This is a genomic window from Enterococcus silesiacus (genome assembly GCF_001886225.1).
Taxonomy (GTDB): Bacteria; Bacillota; Bacilli; order Lactobacillales; family Enterococcaceae; genus Enterococcus_L; species Enterococcus_L silesiacus.
On sequence record NZ_JXLC01000017.1, the window covers coordinates 1 to 15,931 of the forward strand.

A 15,931-nucleotide genomic window follows, 5' to 3' on the forward strand; every position below is an offset into this window, starting at 1 on the left:
CTTTACCAACATTAGTTGACAAAGAGCCATTTTTATTAGCAATATTTCTATCAGAGAAATAAAAACCCCACAAAACAATTTCATTTTGTGGGGTCATCTGTGTTATTTAGTTGAATCTTTTTGATCTATACCATATGGCAAGATAACTGTCTTATCTTCGATTTCTTCTTTATTCATTAATTTTGTCAATAAACGCATTGCTACAGCACCGATATCATATAATGGTTGTGTCACGCTTGAAAGACGCGGACGAGCAACTTCGGTTAGTAATGAGTTATTGCTTGTAATGATTTCAAACTCTTCTGGTACTTTCACACCAGCATCAATCATGCCATCCAATAAACCGATAGCCAGTTCATCGTCCGTCACATAAGCGGCTGTCGCCCCACTGTTACGGATACGTTCAGCTAATGAGATACCTGCTTTAAATTTATACTCAGATTCAAAAATCAAACCTTCATTATAGGTTAAACCATTATCAGCTAAAGCTTCTTTATAGCCTTTAATACGGTTTTGACCATTGATTGGATCGATCAATGCACCGCTGACAAAAGCAATTTTTTTATTGCCGTTTTTAGCCAATAAATTCGTTGCATCTTTTGTCGCTTCCGCATAATCAATATTTACACTACCTACTTGTTCATCTGGATCAATCGAACCAGCCAGAACAACAGGAGTTTTAGAACGAGAAAACTCGCCACGGATTTCATCTGTAATATGGTGACCCATAAAAATGATTCCATCAACTTGTTTAGCCAAAAGATTATTCAGTACATTGACTTCTTTTTGATCATTACTGTCAGAGTTCGCTAAAATAATGTTGTATTTATACATTGTTGCAACATCATCGATCCCTCGAGCTAACGAAGCAAAAAAGATATTGCTAACATCAGGAATGATCACACCCACAGTTGTTGTCTTTTTACTTGCTAAACCACGAGCGACAGCATTGGGACGGTAATCTAAGCGGTCAATCACTTCTAACACTTTTTTGCGTGTAGCAGGTTTTACATTGGGATTGCCATTGACTACACGAGATACAGTCGCCATGGATACATTTGCTTCACGTGCAACATCATAAATTGTAATTGTTTGTTTTTCCATGTCTATTCTCCTAAATATTTATAGTTGTCTTCATTTTCTGAAAACGCTGTTTACATTTCTCAATAAGAATAGCAGAGTTTTTTTATTTTTGCAACCGTTTTATCCTATTTTCATGAAAATTTACTTTATATTTCAAAAAGCACTTTAGCTCATTTCATGGTATGATAAAGCTATGCTTTTTAGTGTAATAGTTTTAAAAGAAAGAAGGATATCTATGAACCAAGAAAAAATCAATGAACTAAAAAAATGGATGGCCGACACGAACACTGATCTTACTTATATTAGTGATCCTGGGCATATTGCCTACTTTTCAGGCTATAAAAGCGATCCTCATGAACGGGTTTTAGCCTTATTTATTTCATTAAATCATGACCCTTTTTTATTTACACCAGCGTTAGAAGTGGAAGATGCAGCAAATAGTTCATGGAATTATCCAGTCTATGGCTACCTAGATAGCGAGAATCCTTGGGAAAAAATTGCTCAACTCATCAAAAAAAATGAAACACCAACTAAAATCGCAACAGAGAAAGATGCTTTAACTGTTGCTCGTTTTGATCGTTTAAATCATTATTTCCCAGCCAGTGATTTCTCAGCAAACGTTACACCCATCATTGAAAAATTACAATTGCTAAAAACTCCTTCTGAAATTTCTACGCTTATGGAAGCCGGTAATTGGGCTGATGTTGCCTTAGAGATCGGCTTTAAAGCCATTCAAGAAGGCGCTAAAGAACAAGAAATATTAGCAGAAATCGAGTATCAACTAAAACGTCAAGGCATTCGTTCAATGAGTTTTGATACTTTAGTACTAACAGGAACAAATGCTGCAAGTCCTCATGGAAATCCAGGCAGTACAGCTGTTGAAAAACACGACTTTGTTTTATTTGATTTAGGTGTTGTTTACAATGGCTACTGCAGTGACGTTACTCGAACAGTTGCCTACAAAGAGCCGACAGATTTCCAAAAAGAAATCTACTCCATCGTTTTAGAAGCCCAATTAAAAGCAATGGACGCTGTAAAACCAGGTGTCACAGCTGGCGAATTAGATGAAGTTGCTCGCGGTGTTATTAGCGGTTACGGCTATGGTGAATATTTCAATCACCGATTAGGCCACGGGATCGGAACGACTGTCCATGAATACCCTTCACTTGTGACAGGAAATGACTTAGTTATCGAAGAGGGTATGTGTTTTTCTATTGAACCTGGCATCTACATTCCTAACCAAGTCGGAGTACGTATTGAAGATTGCTTACATGTCACACAATCCGGCTGTGAAGCTTTTACAAAAACACCAAAAGACTTAATGATCTTCAATTGATCATAACAAAAAACAAAGCCTGCATCCCAATTGGAATGTTGGCTTTGTTTTTTCATTTGCTCTATTTACCTTTAACGTCTTCTATTGTTTCTTTAACCGCTTTTTTGGTATCTTCTTTTGCGTCTTCTGCTTTTTCCGGAACATCTTTCGTTACTTCTTTTGCTTCAGCAACACCTTCAGAAACAGTTTCTTTGGCTTTTTTTGCAGATTCTTTAACGTCTATAAAAATATCATCAGAGGCGTCTTCTGCGATATCGCCTAATTCGTCCACTTGATCATTGACGTCTTTAGCCGTTTTCTTAAAGCGATCAGATAAATCGCCAGTTTGTTTTTTAAAGGATTCCAATACCGTATCTGAAACACCTTGAGCTTTATCAAGAGAATCTTTTGTCTTATCTTTTACATTCCCAGCTAAATCACCTGCTTGCTCACCTAACACACTCGCTTTATCTTTAGCAATTGATGATAATTCAGAACCTTTTTGTACAGCGTAATCTGTATAATCCGTTGCTTTGTCTTTAAAATCATCTGCTTGGTTTGCTAAATCTTCACGTAATTCTTTACCTGATTTTGGTGCCAATAAAAGTGCTGCCACCGCTGCTGCCGTTCCACCAATAATTGCTCCTAAAAAAAAGCCACCTTTTTTCGCCATGTTTATTCCTCCATTATCTTTTATTATTTGGTTGTTTCACTTGTTTTTGATGATTTTTTGGGACGAAATGCCCTAAAAGCCGCTCCACCCACTTTGCTGACAACACCTGCTTTGGCTGTTGTCTTCCCTACAGAGCCAACTTTTCCAAGTAAATTTCGACTAGAATAGTTTAGTTCTGAAACACTTTCACTCAAATCTGCCACTGCAGCAAATAATGGATCAATTGTTGCTACTTTCTTATTGACATCGTCTAGCAACTCATTACTTTTTACCAAAAGTCCCTCTACCTGTCTAGATAAAATATCTACATCTTTTGTTACAATCTCAATCGTTTTATTTGCTTCGTCAACTGTGGTCGTAACTCTTTCCACCGTTTTTCCGATTTTTAGCAATACTAAAACAATAAACACTACTAATACAGCAAACGCCACTGCTGCAATAATCGCTGCAACCTCTCCACCTGTCATATTCTTGCTCCTTCCATCAATTATTCCATGTTCTTAGAATAACACCAACCGCTCTTTTTCACAAATCATTCAGTTAGCTTTGTTATCTTAATTATACCAATTTATAGCCTAAGTCTCTACTGAGACTTTCAAAAATCTTGATTGTAATTTATAAAAAAAGACAGAACAAATTTTGCTCTGCCTTTAAATGAAAAAGATCATATCACTCATTTTCGTTTATTTATTTTTAGGTGCATCTTCTTTAGCAAGTTCAGCGCCTAGTTCAATAATGTACTCACGTAGGTTATCCTTCACTTCTGGGTGAACTAATCCATACTCAATACTCGTTTTCATAAAGCCAAACTTATCGCCTACATCATAACGTTTGCCAGTAAACTCACGAGCAAAGACACGTTGCGTTTTATTCAATGTATCAATGGCATCCGTTAACTGGATTTCACCACCAGCACCTGGTTCTTGTGATTCTAACACGTGGAAAATTTCGGGTGTTAACAAGTAACGACCAATGATCGCTAAATCACTTGGCGCCTCTTCAGGTGTTGGCTTTTCAACAAAATTATTGACATTGTACAAGCCCTTAGAAACTTCCGCTTCCGGATTGATGATGCCATATTTTGACGTTTCTTCATGTGGGACTTTCATTACAGCAATAGTAGATGCATGTGTTTCTTCATAATCATTCATCAATTGTTTTGACAAAGGTATTTTGTCTTCCATGATATCATCACCAAGCATCACAACAAACGGTTCATTGCCAACAAATGCTTTGGCTTGTAAAACAGCATGTCCTAAGCCTTTTGGATGAGATTGACGAATAAAGTGAAGATTGACATCTGTCGTTTCTTCTACTAATTTCAAGAGATCTGTTTTATTTTTTTCACGAAGATTACTTTCTAATTCAAAGTTTGCATCAAAATGATCTTCAATCGGACGTTTTGCTTTTCCCGTGACGATCAAAATGTCTTCGATTCCTGAAGCTAGAGCTTCTTCCACGATAAATTGAATCGTTGGTTTATCTACAATCGGCAGCATTTCTTTTGCCATTGCTTTTGTTGCTGGTAAAAATCTTGTTCCCAGTCCAGCTGCTGGAATAACCGCTTTTTTTACTTTCATGCCTATTGGCCTCCTAAAAAATTATATAGAAAATTCATTTTCTGTTTTACCATCACGCAGCATAATTTCTTTTGCTGCTTGTTTTACATCTTGTCCTTCATATAACACTTTATAAATTGCCTCTGTAATTGGCATCTCAACGTTTAGCTGTTGAGATAACTCATACGCTGCTTTGGTTGTTGAAACACCTTCAACGATCATTCCCATGTTTTCAAGAACTTCATCCAAACTATGCCCTTTTCCAAGCAGATTTCCTGCACGCCAATTACGCGAATGTACACTTGTGCATGTAACGATTAAGTCACCAACTCCACTTAAACCGATAAACGTTAAAGGATTTGCGCCCATTGCCACACCCAAACGACTGATTTCAGCTAAACCACGTGTCATGATCGCCGCTTTGGCATCATCACCAAAGCCTAATCCATGAATCGCACCTGCACCTAAGGCAATGATATTTTTCAAAGCCGCGCCAGTTTCAACACCAATCACATCATCATTAGTATAAATTCTAAAATAATCATTCATAAATAATGACTGTACGTAGGTTGCTTCTGCTAAGCTCTCACTTGCAGCAGTAATCGTTGTAATATCATGAACTGCGACTTCTTCTGCATGACTCGGACCAGATAAAACAACCACTCCGTGTCTTTTCTCTGCTGGAATTTCTTCCATCAAAACCTCAGAGATTCGTTTATGGCTACCTTGTTCCAAGCCTTTACTAGCATGGATAATCAACGGCTGATTCTTGCATTTCGCTGTAAATTCTTGAGCGACCGAACGAATCGCTTTTGTCGGAACAACAAACAATACTGCATCTGCATCTTGAATACATTCCTCTAATGACATCTTCCCTTGAATCGATTCTGGGATAACCAGATCAGGAAGATAATGACGATTCGTGTGGTAATTGTTGATTTCATCAATCTGTGCTTTATTATGTCCCCAAATACGAACCTCATGACCATTTTCTGCTAAAACTTGAGCCAATGCAGTTCCCCACGAACCAGGACCTAAAACCGCAACTTTTTGTTTCATTGGTGAAAATCTCCTTTCGAAATAAGAAAAGCTGAACGAATCGTTTAGCTCTGACTGAAAAATAGAAAAAAATAACTGAGTCGCTCTTTGACTCATTTAGTTTTTATCTTTTTTCCGAAGAGCTGATTCGGTGAAGCTAGATCATAGAAAAGCTGAACAAGCTCGACCAGCTCTGACTGAAAAATAGGAAAAATTGATTGAGTCGCTCTTTGACTCCTTCAATTTTTATCTTCTTTCCGAAGAGCTGATTCAATAATGCTAGATTACTCAGTATCTTATTCCTTTAAATAAACAAACTAAATTACTCATTTCATAACTTTCATACCCACATAACATTTTAACATAGCTTAACTAGAATAGGCAGTTCTAAACAGCCTTTTTTATTCCTTTTTCACGATCATAAAATGGTACTGAGCCTTTTTTACGTCGAAAGATCATAAGTCCAATGGCACCGAAGAATAGAACTAGAGAAAATAGTTGAGAAACTCTAATATCGCCAAATGCATATAAACTATCTGTCCGCATGCCTTCAATAAAGAAACGGCCGAAAGAATACCAGACGATATAGCTTAAAACAACTTCTCCTTCTTTTAAGAAATGTTTCTTTTTCCTTAAAAGAACCAATACGATAAATCCTAAAACATTCCAAATAGATTCATATAAAAAAGTTGGCTGATGGTACGTCCCATCAATATTCATATTATCAATGATAAATTTTGGCAAATGTAACCCTTCTAGAAAGCCACGCGTTGTTGCAGGACCGTAGGCTTCATGATTCATAAAGTTTCCCCAGCGTCCAATCCCTTGTGCTAAAATCACACTTGGCGCTGCAATATCTAAAAATGTCCACGTTGAAATAAAACGATGTCTGGTGAAGAAAAATAATGCCAGTCCTCCACCAATCAAGCCACCATAAATTGCCAGACCACCATTTCTGGTCAAGATAATCTCGATTGGATTATTTACATAGTCCTGCCACTGAAAAATCACATAATACAATCGGGCACCAATAATCGCACTCGGCAATCCCCAAAGCATAAAATCAATTACATCGTCTTCTTTTAACCCGACGCGAACCGCTTCTCGACTACTTAGCCAAACAGCTAGTACGATCCCTGAAACAATAATTATTGCATACCAGTATACAGATATTCCAAAAAGATTAAATGCTACTGGATTTACTTGACCTAACATTTGGCTTCCTCCTAATTTAAAATCGAAATGAGCTCATTCAGTCTCGACTGAAAAACAGAAAATTATGACTGAGGTGTTCTTTAACTGTTTCATAATTTATCTTTTTTCCGAAAGACTAGCCCATGCAGCTAGATAACTTACCGTAACAAACGTTCCGTAGCGCTAACTCTCGAAGCTACATAGTCCCTGAATTTTCTTCGATCAATCGAGTCAATCGTTCTTCAAATGATTTTGTTGCATCATAACCCATTGTTTTTGCACGGAAATTCATTGCGGCAACTTCAATAATGATCGCCACATTTCGGCCAGTTTTTACAGGAATACGAATTTGTGGAACATCGACACTGGCAATTTCCACCATTGCATCATCTGAGCCTAAGCGATCATATTTTTTATCTTTTTCCCATGCCTCTAAATAAACAACCAGTTGCACCTGCATAAAGCCACGGACAGCACTTGCACCAAATAGATTCATTACGTCAATGATGCCGATTCCACGAATTTCGATCAAGTGCTGCAAAATTTTAGGTGGCTCACCAACAACCGTTAATTCGTCTTGTTGATAAACATCTACACGATCATCTGCGATCAATCGATGACCACGCTTGATCAATTCTAATGCCGTTTCACTTTTCCCGATGCCACTGTCTCCTTGAATCAAGACACCTAAACCATAAACGTCCACTAAAACACCGTGTACGCTAGTTCTTGCAGCTAAACGACTATCTAAATAGCTTGATAATTCCCCTAATAATCTCGAAGTCGAAATCGGCGAGCGTAAAACTGCCAAGCCTTTTTCTTTAGCTGCTTGTACCATTTCTTCAGGTGCTTCCAGTCCTCTGGAAATAATAAAAGCAGGCGTATCCTTCTCACATAACCGGCGCATAACCATCAATCGTTCTTCTGGTATCATCCGTTGTGAAAAAGTAATCTCTTTGCTGCCAAACAGCTGCAAACGATTATGAGGATAATAATTAAAATAACCCGTTAACTCCAATCCAGGGCGTGAAATATCTCCGGTTGTGATTTCTCTATTTAAACTTTCTTCATCGCCATAAACGACTTCTAAAGAAAGCTTTTTTACCAGTTGATGAATCTTTACAACTTCTTCCATATCTATCATCCATTCCTTTCTTCTACTCGTACTATTTTATCATGCCAAGTAGGAAGTTTCTAGCTATTCGAAAGATTGTCCTTGTTTTGTTTCTGTTCTTAATGGTACGGCCAGTTTTGTCTCCTTAATTCAGCCCAAAATAGAGATTGTATATCAGCAAATAGTTGACTATCTTACATTAATTTGTATACTTGATTTGTATTACCATAACCAGCTAAAAACATACTATTGGATGTGATCCTTTATGAAAGAAACTCTGAAAAATCAAGCAAAAAATCTACCATTAAGTCCTGGTGTCTATTTAATGAAGGATAGACATGGAGAAATTATCTATATAGGAAAAGCAAAAAAGTTGCGGGAACGTGTCAGCAGTTACTTTGTTAGAAATAAACAGCACTCTAGTAAAACATTACGGTTAATCCAGCAATTAGCTGCCTTTGATGTTATCGAAGTAGAGTCCGAACTTGACGCTCTATTGCTTGAATGCCAACTGATCCAAACACACCGCCCTATCTATAATCGGCAAATGAACGCTTTTGAGAAATATAAATATGTCGAAATCAATGCGGAACAGGGAGAGCTCTCAATTAATATACTTTCTGTTCCTACGAAAACAAACTGTTTTGGTCCTTTCTCGATCAATAAAAAACTTTCTAAATTAAAGTTAATTTTAGAAAGCCTATATAGATTGAATCAGAGTAATTATTGGCAGCACTCTTTTCTTGAAAGTACTTCTGAACCTGTTGAGTCAAACATTGCAGCCAAAGAAATACTAGGTGCTTTCACATTTAACAATCAACTACCTCAAAAACGTTTAGAAATAAAAATGATGTCAGCTTCAGACAATCATTCATTTGAAAAAGCACTAAAATTGCGTGAAGACTGGCATTTTCTTACTCGTTTTTTTAATCAAAATAAAAAATTGATTTTAGCAAACCAAACGAATTGGCAGTTATTATCGGTTCCAGTCGGATCAAAAATAAAATACTACCTGATTTACCAAGGCCTTGTCATAAGTCAGCGAACAATCACAACACGAACCTTTTCTAACTATACACCTAGTGAACTAGCCAAAAAAATTCTTCCTAAAAATAAGCCCGAAAACATTCAGCAATTTTCCAAAAATCAAGTTGATTTTATCAATATTTTATATAGTTATATCAATCGGCACAAAGAATGCCGATTACTTGATCTCACTGATCCATTTGCATAAAAAAGGTCTGAGCTATAACTCTTTGAGTTATAGCTCAGACCTTTAAAATCCGAAGGAATAATGGAAACTCTTGTTTCATCTGAGTTGAATCCATCTATCTAATTTTCTTATTCGTTGTATTTATCCATATTACGTTCACTAACAATTGCATTGACTAGTGACATGATGACAGCCATTAGGATCGCTGCTCCAAAGCTGGAAAATCCAAAATTCATTTCTCCAACGAAGGAAGAAGTCATCCTCAAAATTGCTGCATTGACAATAAAACTAAATAAACCAAATGTAAGTAACGTCAGCGGAAGCGATAGAATCGTCAACACCGGTTTCACTAGCATATTCAATATAGAAAGAACAAATGCCGCGATGATCGCCATCCAGATACTCCTTACATAAATCATATTCGGGAAAATCACTGCGAGTGAAACAAAGGTCAACGTATTAACAATCAGACGTTGAAAATAGCTCATTAAAAGTCACTCCAGTCATCATCATTCACTTTTTCAGCTTGTTTTCTTTGTTTTTGATCATTCGCATAAGGGTTAGCATTACGAGTATTTCTATTATACGGGTTTTGATGCCCATAGCTATCATTTCTCGCTCTACCTGAAGGAATCAATACAGCTAAGACAATATATAAGAAAATTGGGCTACCGATAAAGATAAAGCTCGCTACCACATAAATCACACGTACGATTGTAGGATCAATACCTAACCATTCTGCGATTCCCGCTAGGGTTCCTGTTAATACCACATTATTGGGAGATTTTGTCAATCGTTTTCTCATGTTTTTTCACCTCTCCTTTCTTAAATTTTACAATAGAATGGATAAAGAATCATCCTTTTTTTGTATTTTCTTTGCTTTTTAATAGTTAAGAGCGTTACCTATTTTAGATTACCACTCTTAACTATCTTTAAGCAGTCGACAGCTTTTAATCGTTCAATGTTCTACGCATTTATTTATCTGTGTCTTTTAAATAAATGTTTCCTGTTGTTGTAGAAGCATTGATTTGTGCCATATTCTCATCATCTAATCGTCTAAATTGCAATAATTGATTGGTTCTTTCTTTCTTTTCACGAATCACTTCATAATCACTTAGGCGACTATTAACGCTACCTAGGCTTGTTTTTACCGTACCTTCGACACCTAGTTCAGCTGGTAATGCGATTTTTACATTCCCATTAACAGAACTTGCTTCGACTTTACGTAATGTGTGCTCTTTTGCAGTAATGCGAACATCGCCATTGATCAATGAAACGCCGATCGTTTGAGGTGTTGCCGCGATTGTTACAGTCCCATTAACTGTTTCAATGATGTTATCAAGGATTTCACCATCTAGGACTTTAATATCACCATTCACGCCTTCAATTTCAAGCATTGTCGCATCAATTTTGTTAAATGTGATTGAGCCATTCGTTGATTTTGTATAAACATCTTTTGCTTTTAATGATTCGATTGATACATTTCCGTTCAATAACTTAATGGATACATGATCAAATGTACGCTCAGGTAAGTAGAAAATCAAGTCTGCACGAACACGTTTATTTGGAATTTGGAATGAAATCACTTCATCATCCACATCGATTTGACTTCTTTCTAAGAAAGCTTCAAGTGGTGTTTCAGCATCCATTTTACCATAAAGCTTGATTTTCCCTTCTACTTTGACATCTGGTTGATCCCATGTTTTGAATACGATATTTCCATTTGCTACTTTAACATCAATCAAACTTGCAAGTGGTGCTGGATAATTAAATTCATGTTCAAATTTTGTTGTTGCAACACCAGGAACTTTAAAGCTAACGTCTTTCCATTCCATGTTGTCATTCATTGTTTCTGAGAATGAGCTGAATGTTTTTTTCAAGAATGAGCCTAATTGTGAACCAGCCTCACTCATTTTTTCGCCAACTTGATTGATTGTATCTGTTGCTTGGTCTTTCCAGTCATCAGGAATGTCAAATTTAGACGTTACACGGTCTTTTGTTTCTGACCATTGTTCTTTGCGAATATCTTTCAATTCTGCGTCTAAAGCAACTTTCTCTTGAATTCTTGCATCTAAAGAATCTTCTAATGACTTGATTTCAGCTTCTAGTGATGTTCTTAATTCCAACTCTTCAGCTGTTAATTCACTTAGTTCTTCTTTTGTGTTTAATTCCATCAATTTTTCTTGTGCTTCTTTGATTTCTTCTTTGACGCCAGCAATTTCTGCATTGACTTCATCTAATTCTACAGAAGTACGATTTGCTTTGGTTGCTAGATCATCGAGAATTTTTTCTAATCGTTCATGATCTGCTGCTTCTTTTGCTTTTAAATCTTCATCCGTGATCTCAGGTTCGACTGTTTCATCTTCTTCTTGATTTTCTAGCTTATTTAATAATTCTTCGACTCTGTCATTTTCTTTTGTGTCAGTGGTTGGATTTGTTGCATTTACTTGGTCGGCAGCTTTTTTGATTTGCTTTTCATCTTTTTCTGTCGCCATATTTTCTAATAATACTAAAGCTTCCTCTGAAGATAGGATACCTTTTTTGACTAAATCTAATACTCTTTCTCTTTCTTTCATGGAAATTGCCTCCTTAGCAAATTTTTCACCCGAGGGTGTTTTCCTTATGTACCTATTATGCCTTCTTTTTGATGGTTTGTCATAGGACTTAAGAATGAATTTTAGGTAGTCCTCAAGGGTAACCGTTCTTTTATTTAACAATACTATCGATTTTTAACGCTTTTAATAGGAAAAACACGTAGCACATCAAATAAAGAAGAAACGGGCATCACTCGACGATCCCATCTCTTCTATATAATTCATGCGCTTTTTATTTTTTTTAATTGCTTAGACTAATTATGGATCTCACGATAAATCAATTTACTCTCTTGAACATCTAACCCAATACGGATATTCTCTTTGATCATCGCTACAACATCCTCAACATCTTGTTGATTGGCAAAAATCGTGACTAAACTGTCCCCTTTTTTCACTGGATCGCCAACTTTTTTTCTTAAAATCAACCCAACAGCTAAATCAATCTCATCTTCCTTTGTTTCACGACCTGCTCCCAGTTTCATTGCGGCTACACCAATGTTGTCCGCAACGATTTCTGAAACAAAACCATCTGAATCGGAAACAACTTCTATCTCAAAGTTAGCCTGCGGCAATAATTTAGGATCATCGACCCACTCAGGATTGCCCCCTTGGTTTTTGATAAATTGTTTGAATTTCACTAAGGCTGAACCATCTTTGATTACACCTTTTAACATTTCTCTCGCTGTTGCTAAAGAATCTGTCTTACCTGAAAGCACGACCATTTGACTACCTAACGTCAAAACCAATTCAGTTAAATCTGCTGGTCCATTTCCATGCAATGTATCGATTGCTTCTTGCACTTCTAATGAATTACCGATTGCATTTCCCAATGGTTGTGACATATCAGAAATGATCGCCATCGTATTTCTACCTACTAGATTGCCGATTCTAACCATTGCAGAAGCAAGTTCAGCTGCCTCTTTCTCGGTTTTCATAAATGCACCTGCACCTGTCTTAACATCTAAAACAATCGCATCTGCACCTGCTGCGATTTTCTTACTCATGATTGAGCTTGCAATCAAAGGAATTGAACTAACGGTTGCTGTAACGTCCCGTAAAGCATAGAGCTTTTTATCTGCGGGTGTTAGATTACCCGATTGACCGATCACTGAAATTTTATCGCGATTGACCATTTCAGTAAATTCAGTATCTGTCAATTCTACATGGAATCCTTCAAAGGCTTCCAACTTATCGATTGTGCCGCCTGTGTGACCTAAGCCACGCCCCGACATTTTTGCAAAAGGAATATCAAGTGCTGCAACTAACGGTGCTAAAACTAGCGTCGTCGTATCACCAACACCACCTGTTGAATGTTTATCGACTTTTATACCTTCAATGTCCGATAAATCAATTACATCACCTGAATGGACCATAGCCAATGTTAAATCAGCTCGTTCTTTATCCGACATGTCCTGAAAATAAACAGCCATTAAAAAAGCACTTGCCTGATAATCAGGAATGGTTCCATCTGTTAAACCTTCAACAAAAAATTCAATCTCTGCTTTACTCAGTTCATGACCATTTCGTTTTTTTTCAATGATATCAACCATTCTCATATTTTGTACCTCGCAATCTCTATTGTATAAATTTTAATAGCCGCCTGTAGTATCTTTCATTGATCCATCGACTATAGCGACACTGGAACTTGCTCCTAGTCTTGATGCGCCAGCATGAATCATTGCTTTGGCATCTTCGACTGTCCGAACACCACCTGATGCTTTTACACCAATCGTTGGGCCAACTGTTTTACGCATCAAGGCAACATCTTTGATTGTTGCACCTCCCGTTGAAAAACCGGTTGATGTTTTAACAAAATCTGCACCTGCTTGAACAGAAAGCTTAGAAGCAGTAGCGATTTCTCTGTCTGTTAACAGACAATTTTCAAGAATCACTTTGACTAAAGCTTTCCCTTGAGCTGATTTGACAACGGCTTCGATATCTTTTAACACAGTTTCTTCATCACCTGATCTTAGTGCACCAACATTAATAACCATATCAACTTCTGTTGCGCCATTTTTAATAGCATCTGCTGCTTCAAAAGCTTTTGTTGCCGTTGTATTTGCGCCTAGAGGAAATCCGATAACTGTACATATTTCAACTGACGTACCAGCTAATTCTTTACTTGCCAAAGCTACCCAATATGGATTCACACATACTGATGCAAATTCATATTTTTTTGCCTCTTCGAGTAATGTTAATAATGCTGCCTCGTCTGCTTCTGGTTTTAATAAAGTATGGTCGATCATTTTGTTTACGTTCATTGTAGTCTCCCTTTCAGAAATTTCGTTCTATTAAAATGAAATTTCGTTCATATTAGCTATTTATAAAAGAGTAGAAAATAATGTCTACTCCGTTTCCCAAATATAATTAGTGACTTAACAGTTTCATGGCTGTAAATTTATCGATCAGTAAAACGTTGGCATATCCGCCAACTAACGCCCCATGAATGGCTTTAATTTTGCGATCTCCACCAGCAATTAGAATAGATTTTTCTTTGGTCTTAAGCTCTTCAAGTTCAATCCCGATCGTACGACCATTGATTTCTTCGTCACTGATTTTCCCATCTTCATTAAAGAATCTAGAACAGATATCACCAACTGCATTGGCTTTGAGCGATTTTTCTTCTTGCTCGGTAAAATAGCCCAAACGAAAATGCAGTGATTCGCTTTGAACTGTTCCAACAGTAAAGACTGCAATGTTTGCCTGTCTGCCTAATTCGATGACTTTACTGATATGACGATCTTTAACGACCAAGTCCTTCGCTTGCTTACTATCTAAAATAACTGGCAAAGGAAATGTTCTTGCTTTTGTATTGAGAATCTCAGCAAATAGTGTAATCGTCTCAAATGCATAATTGTTAACATCAAAGTAAGCAATTCCGCCTTTCAACTGAACAACTTCTACGCCTTTGACATCCATCCGGCTCATCTTAGAAACAGTCTTATGCATTGTTGTCCCCCAACTAACGCCGATGATATCCCCATTTTTGATTGTATCTTCAAGGTATTCAGCTGCATACGCTGTCAAGTATTCAGAAATAGAATTGTAGTTGGGATCTGGTGAAAAAGCTACATGAACTTCTGCTAGTCCATATTTTTCTTTCAACTTTTTTTCGATTTCAAATAAATCAGAAAAAGGGTCAAAGATCGTGATTTGAACGTAGCCTTTTTCTTTCGCATAATTCAGTAACCGCGAAATCGTCGGACGTGAAACATTTAATTTTTCAGCTATTTCCTGCTGACTAAGTGAAGATTGATAGTAGAGTCTTGCAACTTCAATACTAAGTTGTTGTTTTTCTTTATCCATACTCATTGTCCGTTCCTTATCATTTAAGCCCATTATAGCAAGAACAAACAAGGATGACAAATGACACTTTATTCGTCAGTTAAATAGATACTTCTTAATTCAGAAAGTTTTTCTAGGTCAAAATTCAAACATTTGGCCGCATATTTTTCTGCTGTACCAAAATTTTTCTCAATTAAATGAAAGGCATGATCCAAATACTCTTCTTTTACATAAAGTGCTGTCGCTAAAGAGTCAAGCTGTTCTTCATTGAAACCCTGCTCTCTAAATTGCTGCACTAATTCATCATTCGCTTGTTTTCTTTCAGTATTTGTAATTAGAAAGTCTTTGTAGATTTCTTCCTTTTCTACATCTAATAACAATAGCAATAATGCTGAAGCATAGCCCGTTCGGTCTTTACCAGCAAAACAGTGGAAAATCGTTGCGCCATTTTTATTTGCTAAAATGTACTCCATAAATTCCGTAAACCCTTCTTGAGCCCCCGGATTCAAGATCAGATCCTCATAAACACCTAGCATATGCTTGTCGACCGCTTCGATTGATTTTAATTTAGCAAAATCAGCTAAACTTGAATTTTTAGCATTCATTTTTCCAAGGAGATCTAAATTGACATACTCCACAGCTTCAATCGGTGTATCTGGTGCTTCACTGATCTCAAATTCTCGTCTAAAATCGATGATCCTGGTTAGATTAAACTCGTCAACCAAAGTAGTCTGCGTTTCCTGATCTAAATTTACCAAATGACCCGAGCGCAATAGTTTTTTGGCTTTGACCGTTTTACCTTCTTTATTTTTAATCCCGCCTAAATCCCTAAAATTCGTAATTTGTACGTTCATTTGTCTATT

The 15,931-nt window shown here is 36.9% G+C and carries 16 protein-coding genes; 2 read left to right on the forward strand and 14 right to left on the reverse strand.

Annotated elements, in window-relative coordinates:
- Positions 1-102 precede the first annotated feature (102 nt).
- Entirely contained in the window at positions 103-1,104 is a 1,002-nt protein-coding gene (gene ccpA, locus RV15_RS11700) for a catabolite control protein A (RefSeq protein WP_071878231.1), read from the reverse strand.
- Positions 1,105-1,318: 214 nt separating this feature from the next.
- On the opposite strand from ccpA, the gene RV15_RS11705 reads away from it, so the two are divergent.
- Positions 1,319-2,419 (forward strand): aminopeptidase P family protein, encoded by a 1,101-nt coding sequence (locus tag RV15_RS11705; RefSeq protein ID WP_071878232.1) that lies wholly within the window; start codon positions 1,319-1,321, stop codon positions 2,417-2,419.
- 61 nt (positions 2,420-2,480) lie between these two features.
- On the opposite strand, the gene RV15_RS11710 is transcribed toward RV15_RS11705, so the two are convergent.
- The 6 genes from RV15_RS11710 to hprK form a co-directional block, all read right to left on the reverse strand.
- Entirely contained in the window at positions 2,481-3,071 is a 591-nt protein-coding gene (locus tag RV15_RS11710) for a YtxH domain-containing protein (protein ID WP_071878233.1), read from the reverse strand.
- A 23-nt stretch (positions 3,072-3,094) separates the two neighbouring features.
- Positions 3,095-3,538 carry a DUF948 domain-containing protein gene (locus RV15_RS11715; protein WP_071878234.1) on the reverse strand — a complete coding sequence of 148 codons (444 nt, stop codon included), beginning with the start codon at positions 3,536-3,538 and terminating at the stop codon, positions 3,095-3,097.
- Positions 3,539-3,754: 216 nt separating this feature from the next.
- Positions 3,755-4,651, reverse strand: a complete 897-nt coding sequence (gene galU / locus RV15_RS11720) for a UTP--glucose-1-phosphate uridylyltransferase GalU (RefSeq protein ID WP_071878235.1) — start codon at positions 4,649-4,651, stop codon at positions 3,755-3,757.
- Between the two features lie 21 nt (positions 4,652-4,672).
- Entirely contained in the window at positions 4,673-5,689 is a 1,017-nt protein-coding gene (locus tag RV15_RS11725) for an NAD(P)H-dependent glycerol-3-phosphate dehydrogenase (RefSeq protein ID WP_071878236.1), read from the reverse strand.
- A gap of 366 nt (positions 5,690-6,055) precedes the next feature.
- Positions 6,056-6,883, reverse strand: coding sequence for a prolipoprotein diacylglyceryl transferase (gene lgt, locus RV15_RS11730; RefSeq protein WP_071878237.1), 828 nt, complete (start codon positions 6,881-6,883; stop codon positions 6,056-6,058).
- Positions 6,884-7,058: 175 nt separating this feature from the next.
- Positions 7,059-7,997: an HPr(Ser) kinase/phosphatase gene (hprK, locus tag RV15_RS11735; RefSeq protein WP_071878306.1), complete on the reverse strand. Its 939-nt coding sequence runs from the start codon at positions 7,995-7,997 to the stop codon at positions 7,059-7,061.
- 244 nt (positions 7,998-8,241) lie between these two features.
- Between hprK and RV15_RS11740 the strand changes: the two genes are divergently transcribed.
- Positions 8,242-9,210 carry a GIY-YIG nuclease family protein gene (locus RV15_RS11740; RefSeq protein WP_071878238.1) on the forward strand — a complete coding sequence of 323 codons (969 nt, stop codon included), beginning with the start codon at positions 8,242-8,244 and terminating at the stop codon, positions 9,208-9,210.
- Between the two features lie 107 nt (positions 9,211-9,317).
- Here RV15_RS11740 and RV15_RS11745 read toward each other — a convergent pair whose 3' ends face one another.
- The 7 genes from RV15_RS11745 to RV15_RS11775 form a co-directional block, all read right to left on the reverse strand.
- Positions 9,318-9,677, reverse strand: a complete 360-nt coding sequence (locus RV15_RS11745) for a phage holin family protein (RefSeq protein ID WP_071878239.1) — start codon at positions 9,675-9,677, stop codon at positions 9,318-9,320.
- Positions 9,677-9,994 (reverse strand): PspC domain-containing protein, encoded by a 318-nt coding sequence (locus RV15_RS11750; protein WP_071878240.1) that lies wholly within the window; start codon positions 9,992-9,994, stop codon positions 9,677-9,679. The genes RV15_RS11745 and RV15_RS11750 overlap by 1 nt, the downstream gene beginning before the upstream one ends.
- A 169-nt stretch (positions 9,995-10,163) precedes the next feature.
- Positions 10,164-11,765, reverse strand: a complete 1,602-nt coding sequence (gene liaX / locus RV15_RS11755) for a daptomycin-sensing surface protein LiaX (RefSeq protein WP_071878241.1) — start codon at positions 11,763-11,765, stop codon at positions 10,164-10,166.
- 272 nt (positions 11,766-12,037) lie between these two features.
- Positions 12,038-13,339, reverse strand: a complete 1,302-nt coding sequence (locus RV15_RS11760) for a pyrimidine-nucleoside phosphorylase (protein ID WP_071878242.1) — start codon at positions 13,337-13,339, stop codon at positions 12,038-12,040.
- A gap of 33 nt (positions 13,340-13,372) precedes the next feature.
- Positions 13,373-14,044 carry a deoxyribose-phosphate aldolase gene (deoC, locus tag RV15_RS11765; RefSeq protein ID WP_071878243.1) on the reverse strand — a complete coding sequence of 224 codons (672 nt, stop codon included), beginning with the start codon at positions 14,042-14,044 and terminating at the stop codon, positions 13,373-13,375.
- 106 nt (positions 14,045-14,150) lie between these two features.
- Complete coding sequence (locus RV15_RS11770) at positions 14,151-15,089, reverse strand: DNA-binding transcriptional repressor DeoR (protein ID WP_071878307.1); 939 nt, start codon at positions 15,087-15,089, stop codon at positions 14,151-14,153.
- Positions 15,090-15,157: 68 nt separating this feature from the next.
- The gene (locus RV15_RS11775) at positions 15,158-15,922 is read right to left on the reverse strand and encodes a tyrosine-protein phosphatase (protein WP_071878244.1); all 765 of its coding nucleotides are present in this window, start codon (positions 15,920-15,922) and stop codon (positions 15,158-15,160) included.
- Positions 15,923-15,931: the final 9 nt, after the last annotated feature.

Excerpts from the sequence above, each read along its gene's own strand:
- RV15_RS11715 (WP_071878234.1), bottom strand. The coding sequence starts at position 3,538 with ATGACAGGTGGAGAGGTTGCAGCGATTATTGCAGCAGTGGCGTTTGCT.
- RV15_RS11745 (WP_071878239.1), bottom strand. The coding sequence starts at position 9,677 with ATGAGCTATTTTCAACGTCTGATTGTTAATACGTTGACCTTTGTTTCA.
- RV15_RS11705 (WP_071878232.1), top strand. The coding sequence starts at position 1,319 with ATGAACCAAGAAAAAATCAATGAACTAAAAAAATGGATGGCCGACACG.
- deoC (WP_071878243.1), bottom strand. The coding sequence starts at position 14,044 with ATGAACGTAAACAAAATGATCGACCATACTTTATTAAAACCAGAAGCA.
- RV15_RS11775 (WP_071878244.1), bottom strand. The coding sequence starts at position 15,922 with ATGAACGTACAAATTACGAATTTTAGGGATTTAGGCGGGATTAAAAAT.
- liaX (WP_071878241.1), bottom strand. The coding sequence starts at position 11,765 with ATGAAAGAAAGAGAAAGAGTATTAGATTTAGTCAAAAAAGGTATCCTA.
- RV15_RS11710 (WP_071878233.1), bottom strand. The coding sequence starts at position 3,071 with ATGGCGAAAAAAGGTGGCTTTTTTTTAGGAGCAATTATTGGTGGAACG.
- hprK (WP_071878306.1), bottom strand. The coding sequence starts at position 7,997 with ATGGAAGAAGTTGTAAAGATTCATCAACTGGTAAAAAAGCTTTCTTTA.
- RV15_RS11740 (WP_071878238.1), top strand. The coding sequence starts at position 8,242 with ATGAAAGAAACTCTGAAAAATCAAGCAAAAAATCTACCATTAAGTCCT.
- RV15_RS11750 (WP_071878240.1), bottom strand. The coding sequence starts at position 9,994 with ATGAGAAAACGATTGACAAAATCTCCCAATAATGTGGTATTAACAGGA.
- RV15_RS11770 (WP_071878307.1), bottom strand. The coding sequence starts at position 15,089 with ATGGATAAAGAAAAACAACAACTTAGTATTGAAGTTGCAAGACTCTAC.
- lgt (WP_071878237.1), bottom strand. The coding sequence starts at position 6,883 with ATGTTAGGTCAAGTAAATCCAGTAGCATTTAATCTTTTTGGAATATCT.
- RV15_RS11760 (WP_071878242.1), bottom strand. The coding sequence starts at position 13,339 with ATGAGAATGGTTGATATCATTGAAAAAAAACGAAATGGTCATGAACTG.
- RV15_RS11725 (WP_071878236.1), bottom strand. The coding sequence starts at position 5,689 with ATGAAACAAAAAGTTGCGGTTTTAGGTCCTGGTTCGTGGGGAACTGCA.
- galU (WP_071878235.1), bottom strand. The coding sequence starts at position 4,651 with ATGAAAGTAAAAAAAGCGGTTATTCCAGCAGCTGGACTGGGAACAAGA.
- ccpA (WP_071878231.1), bottom strand. The coding sequence starts at position 1,104 with ATGGAAAAACAAACAATTACAATTTATGATGTTGCACGTGAAGCAAAT.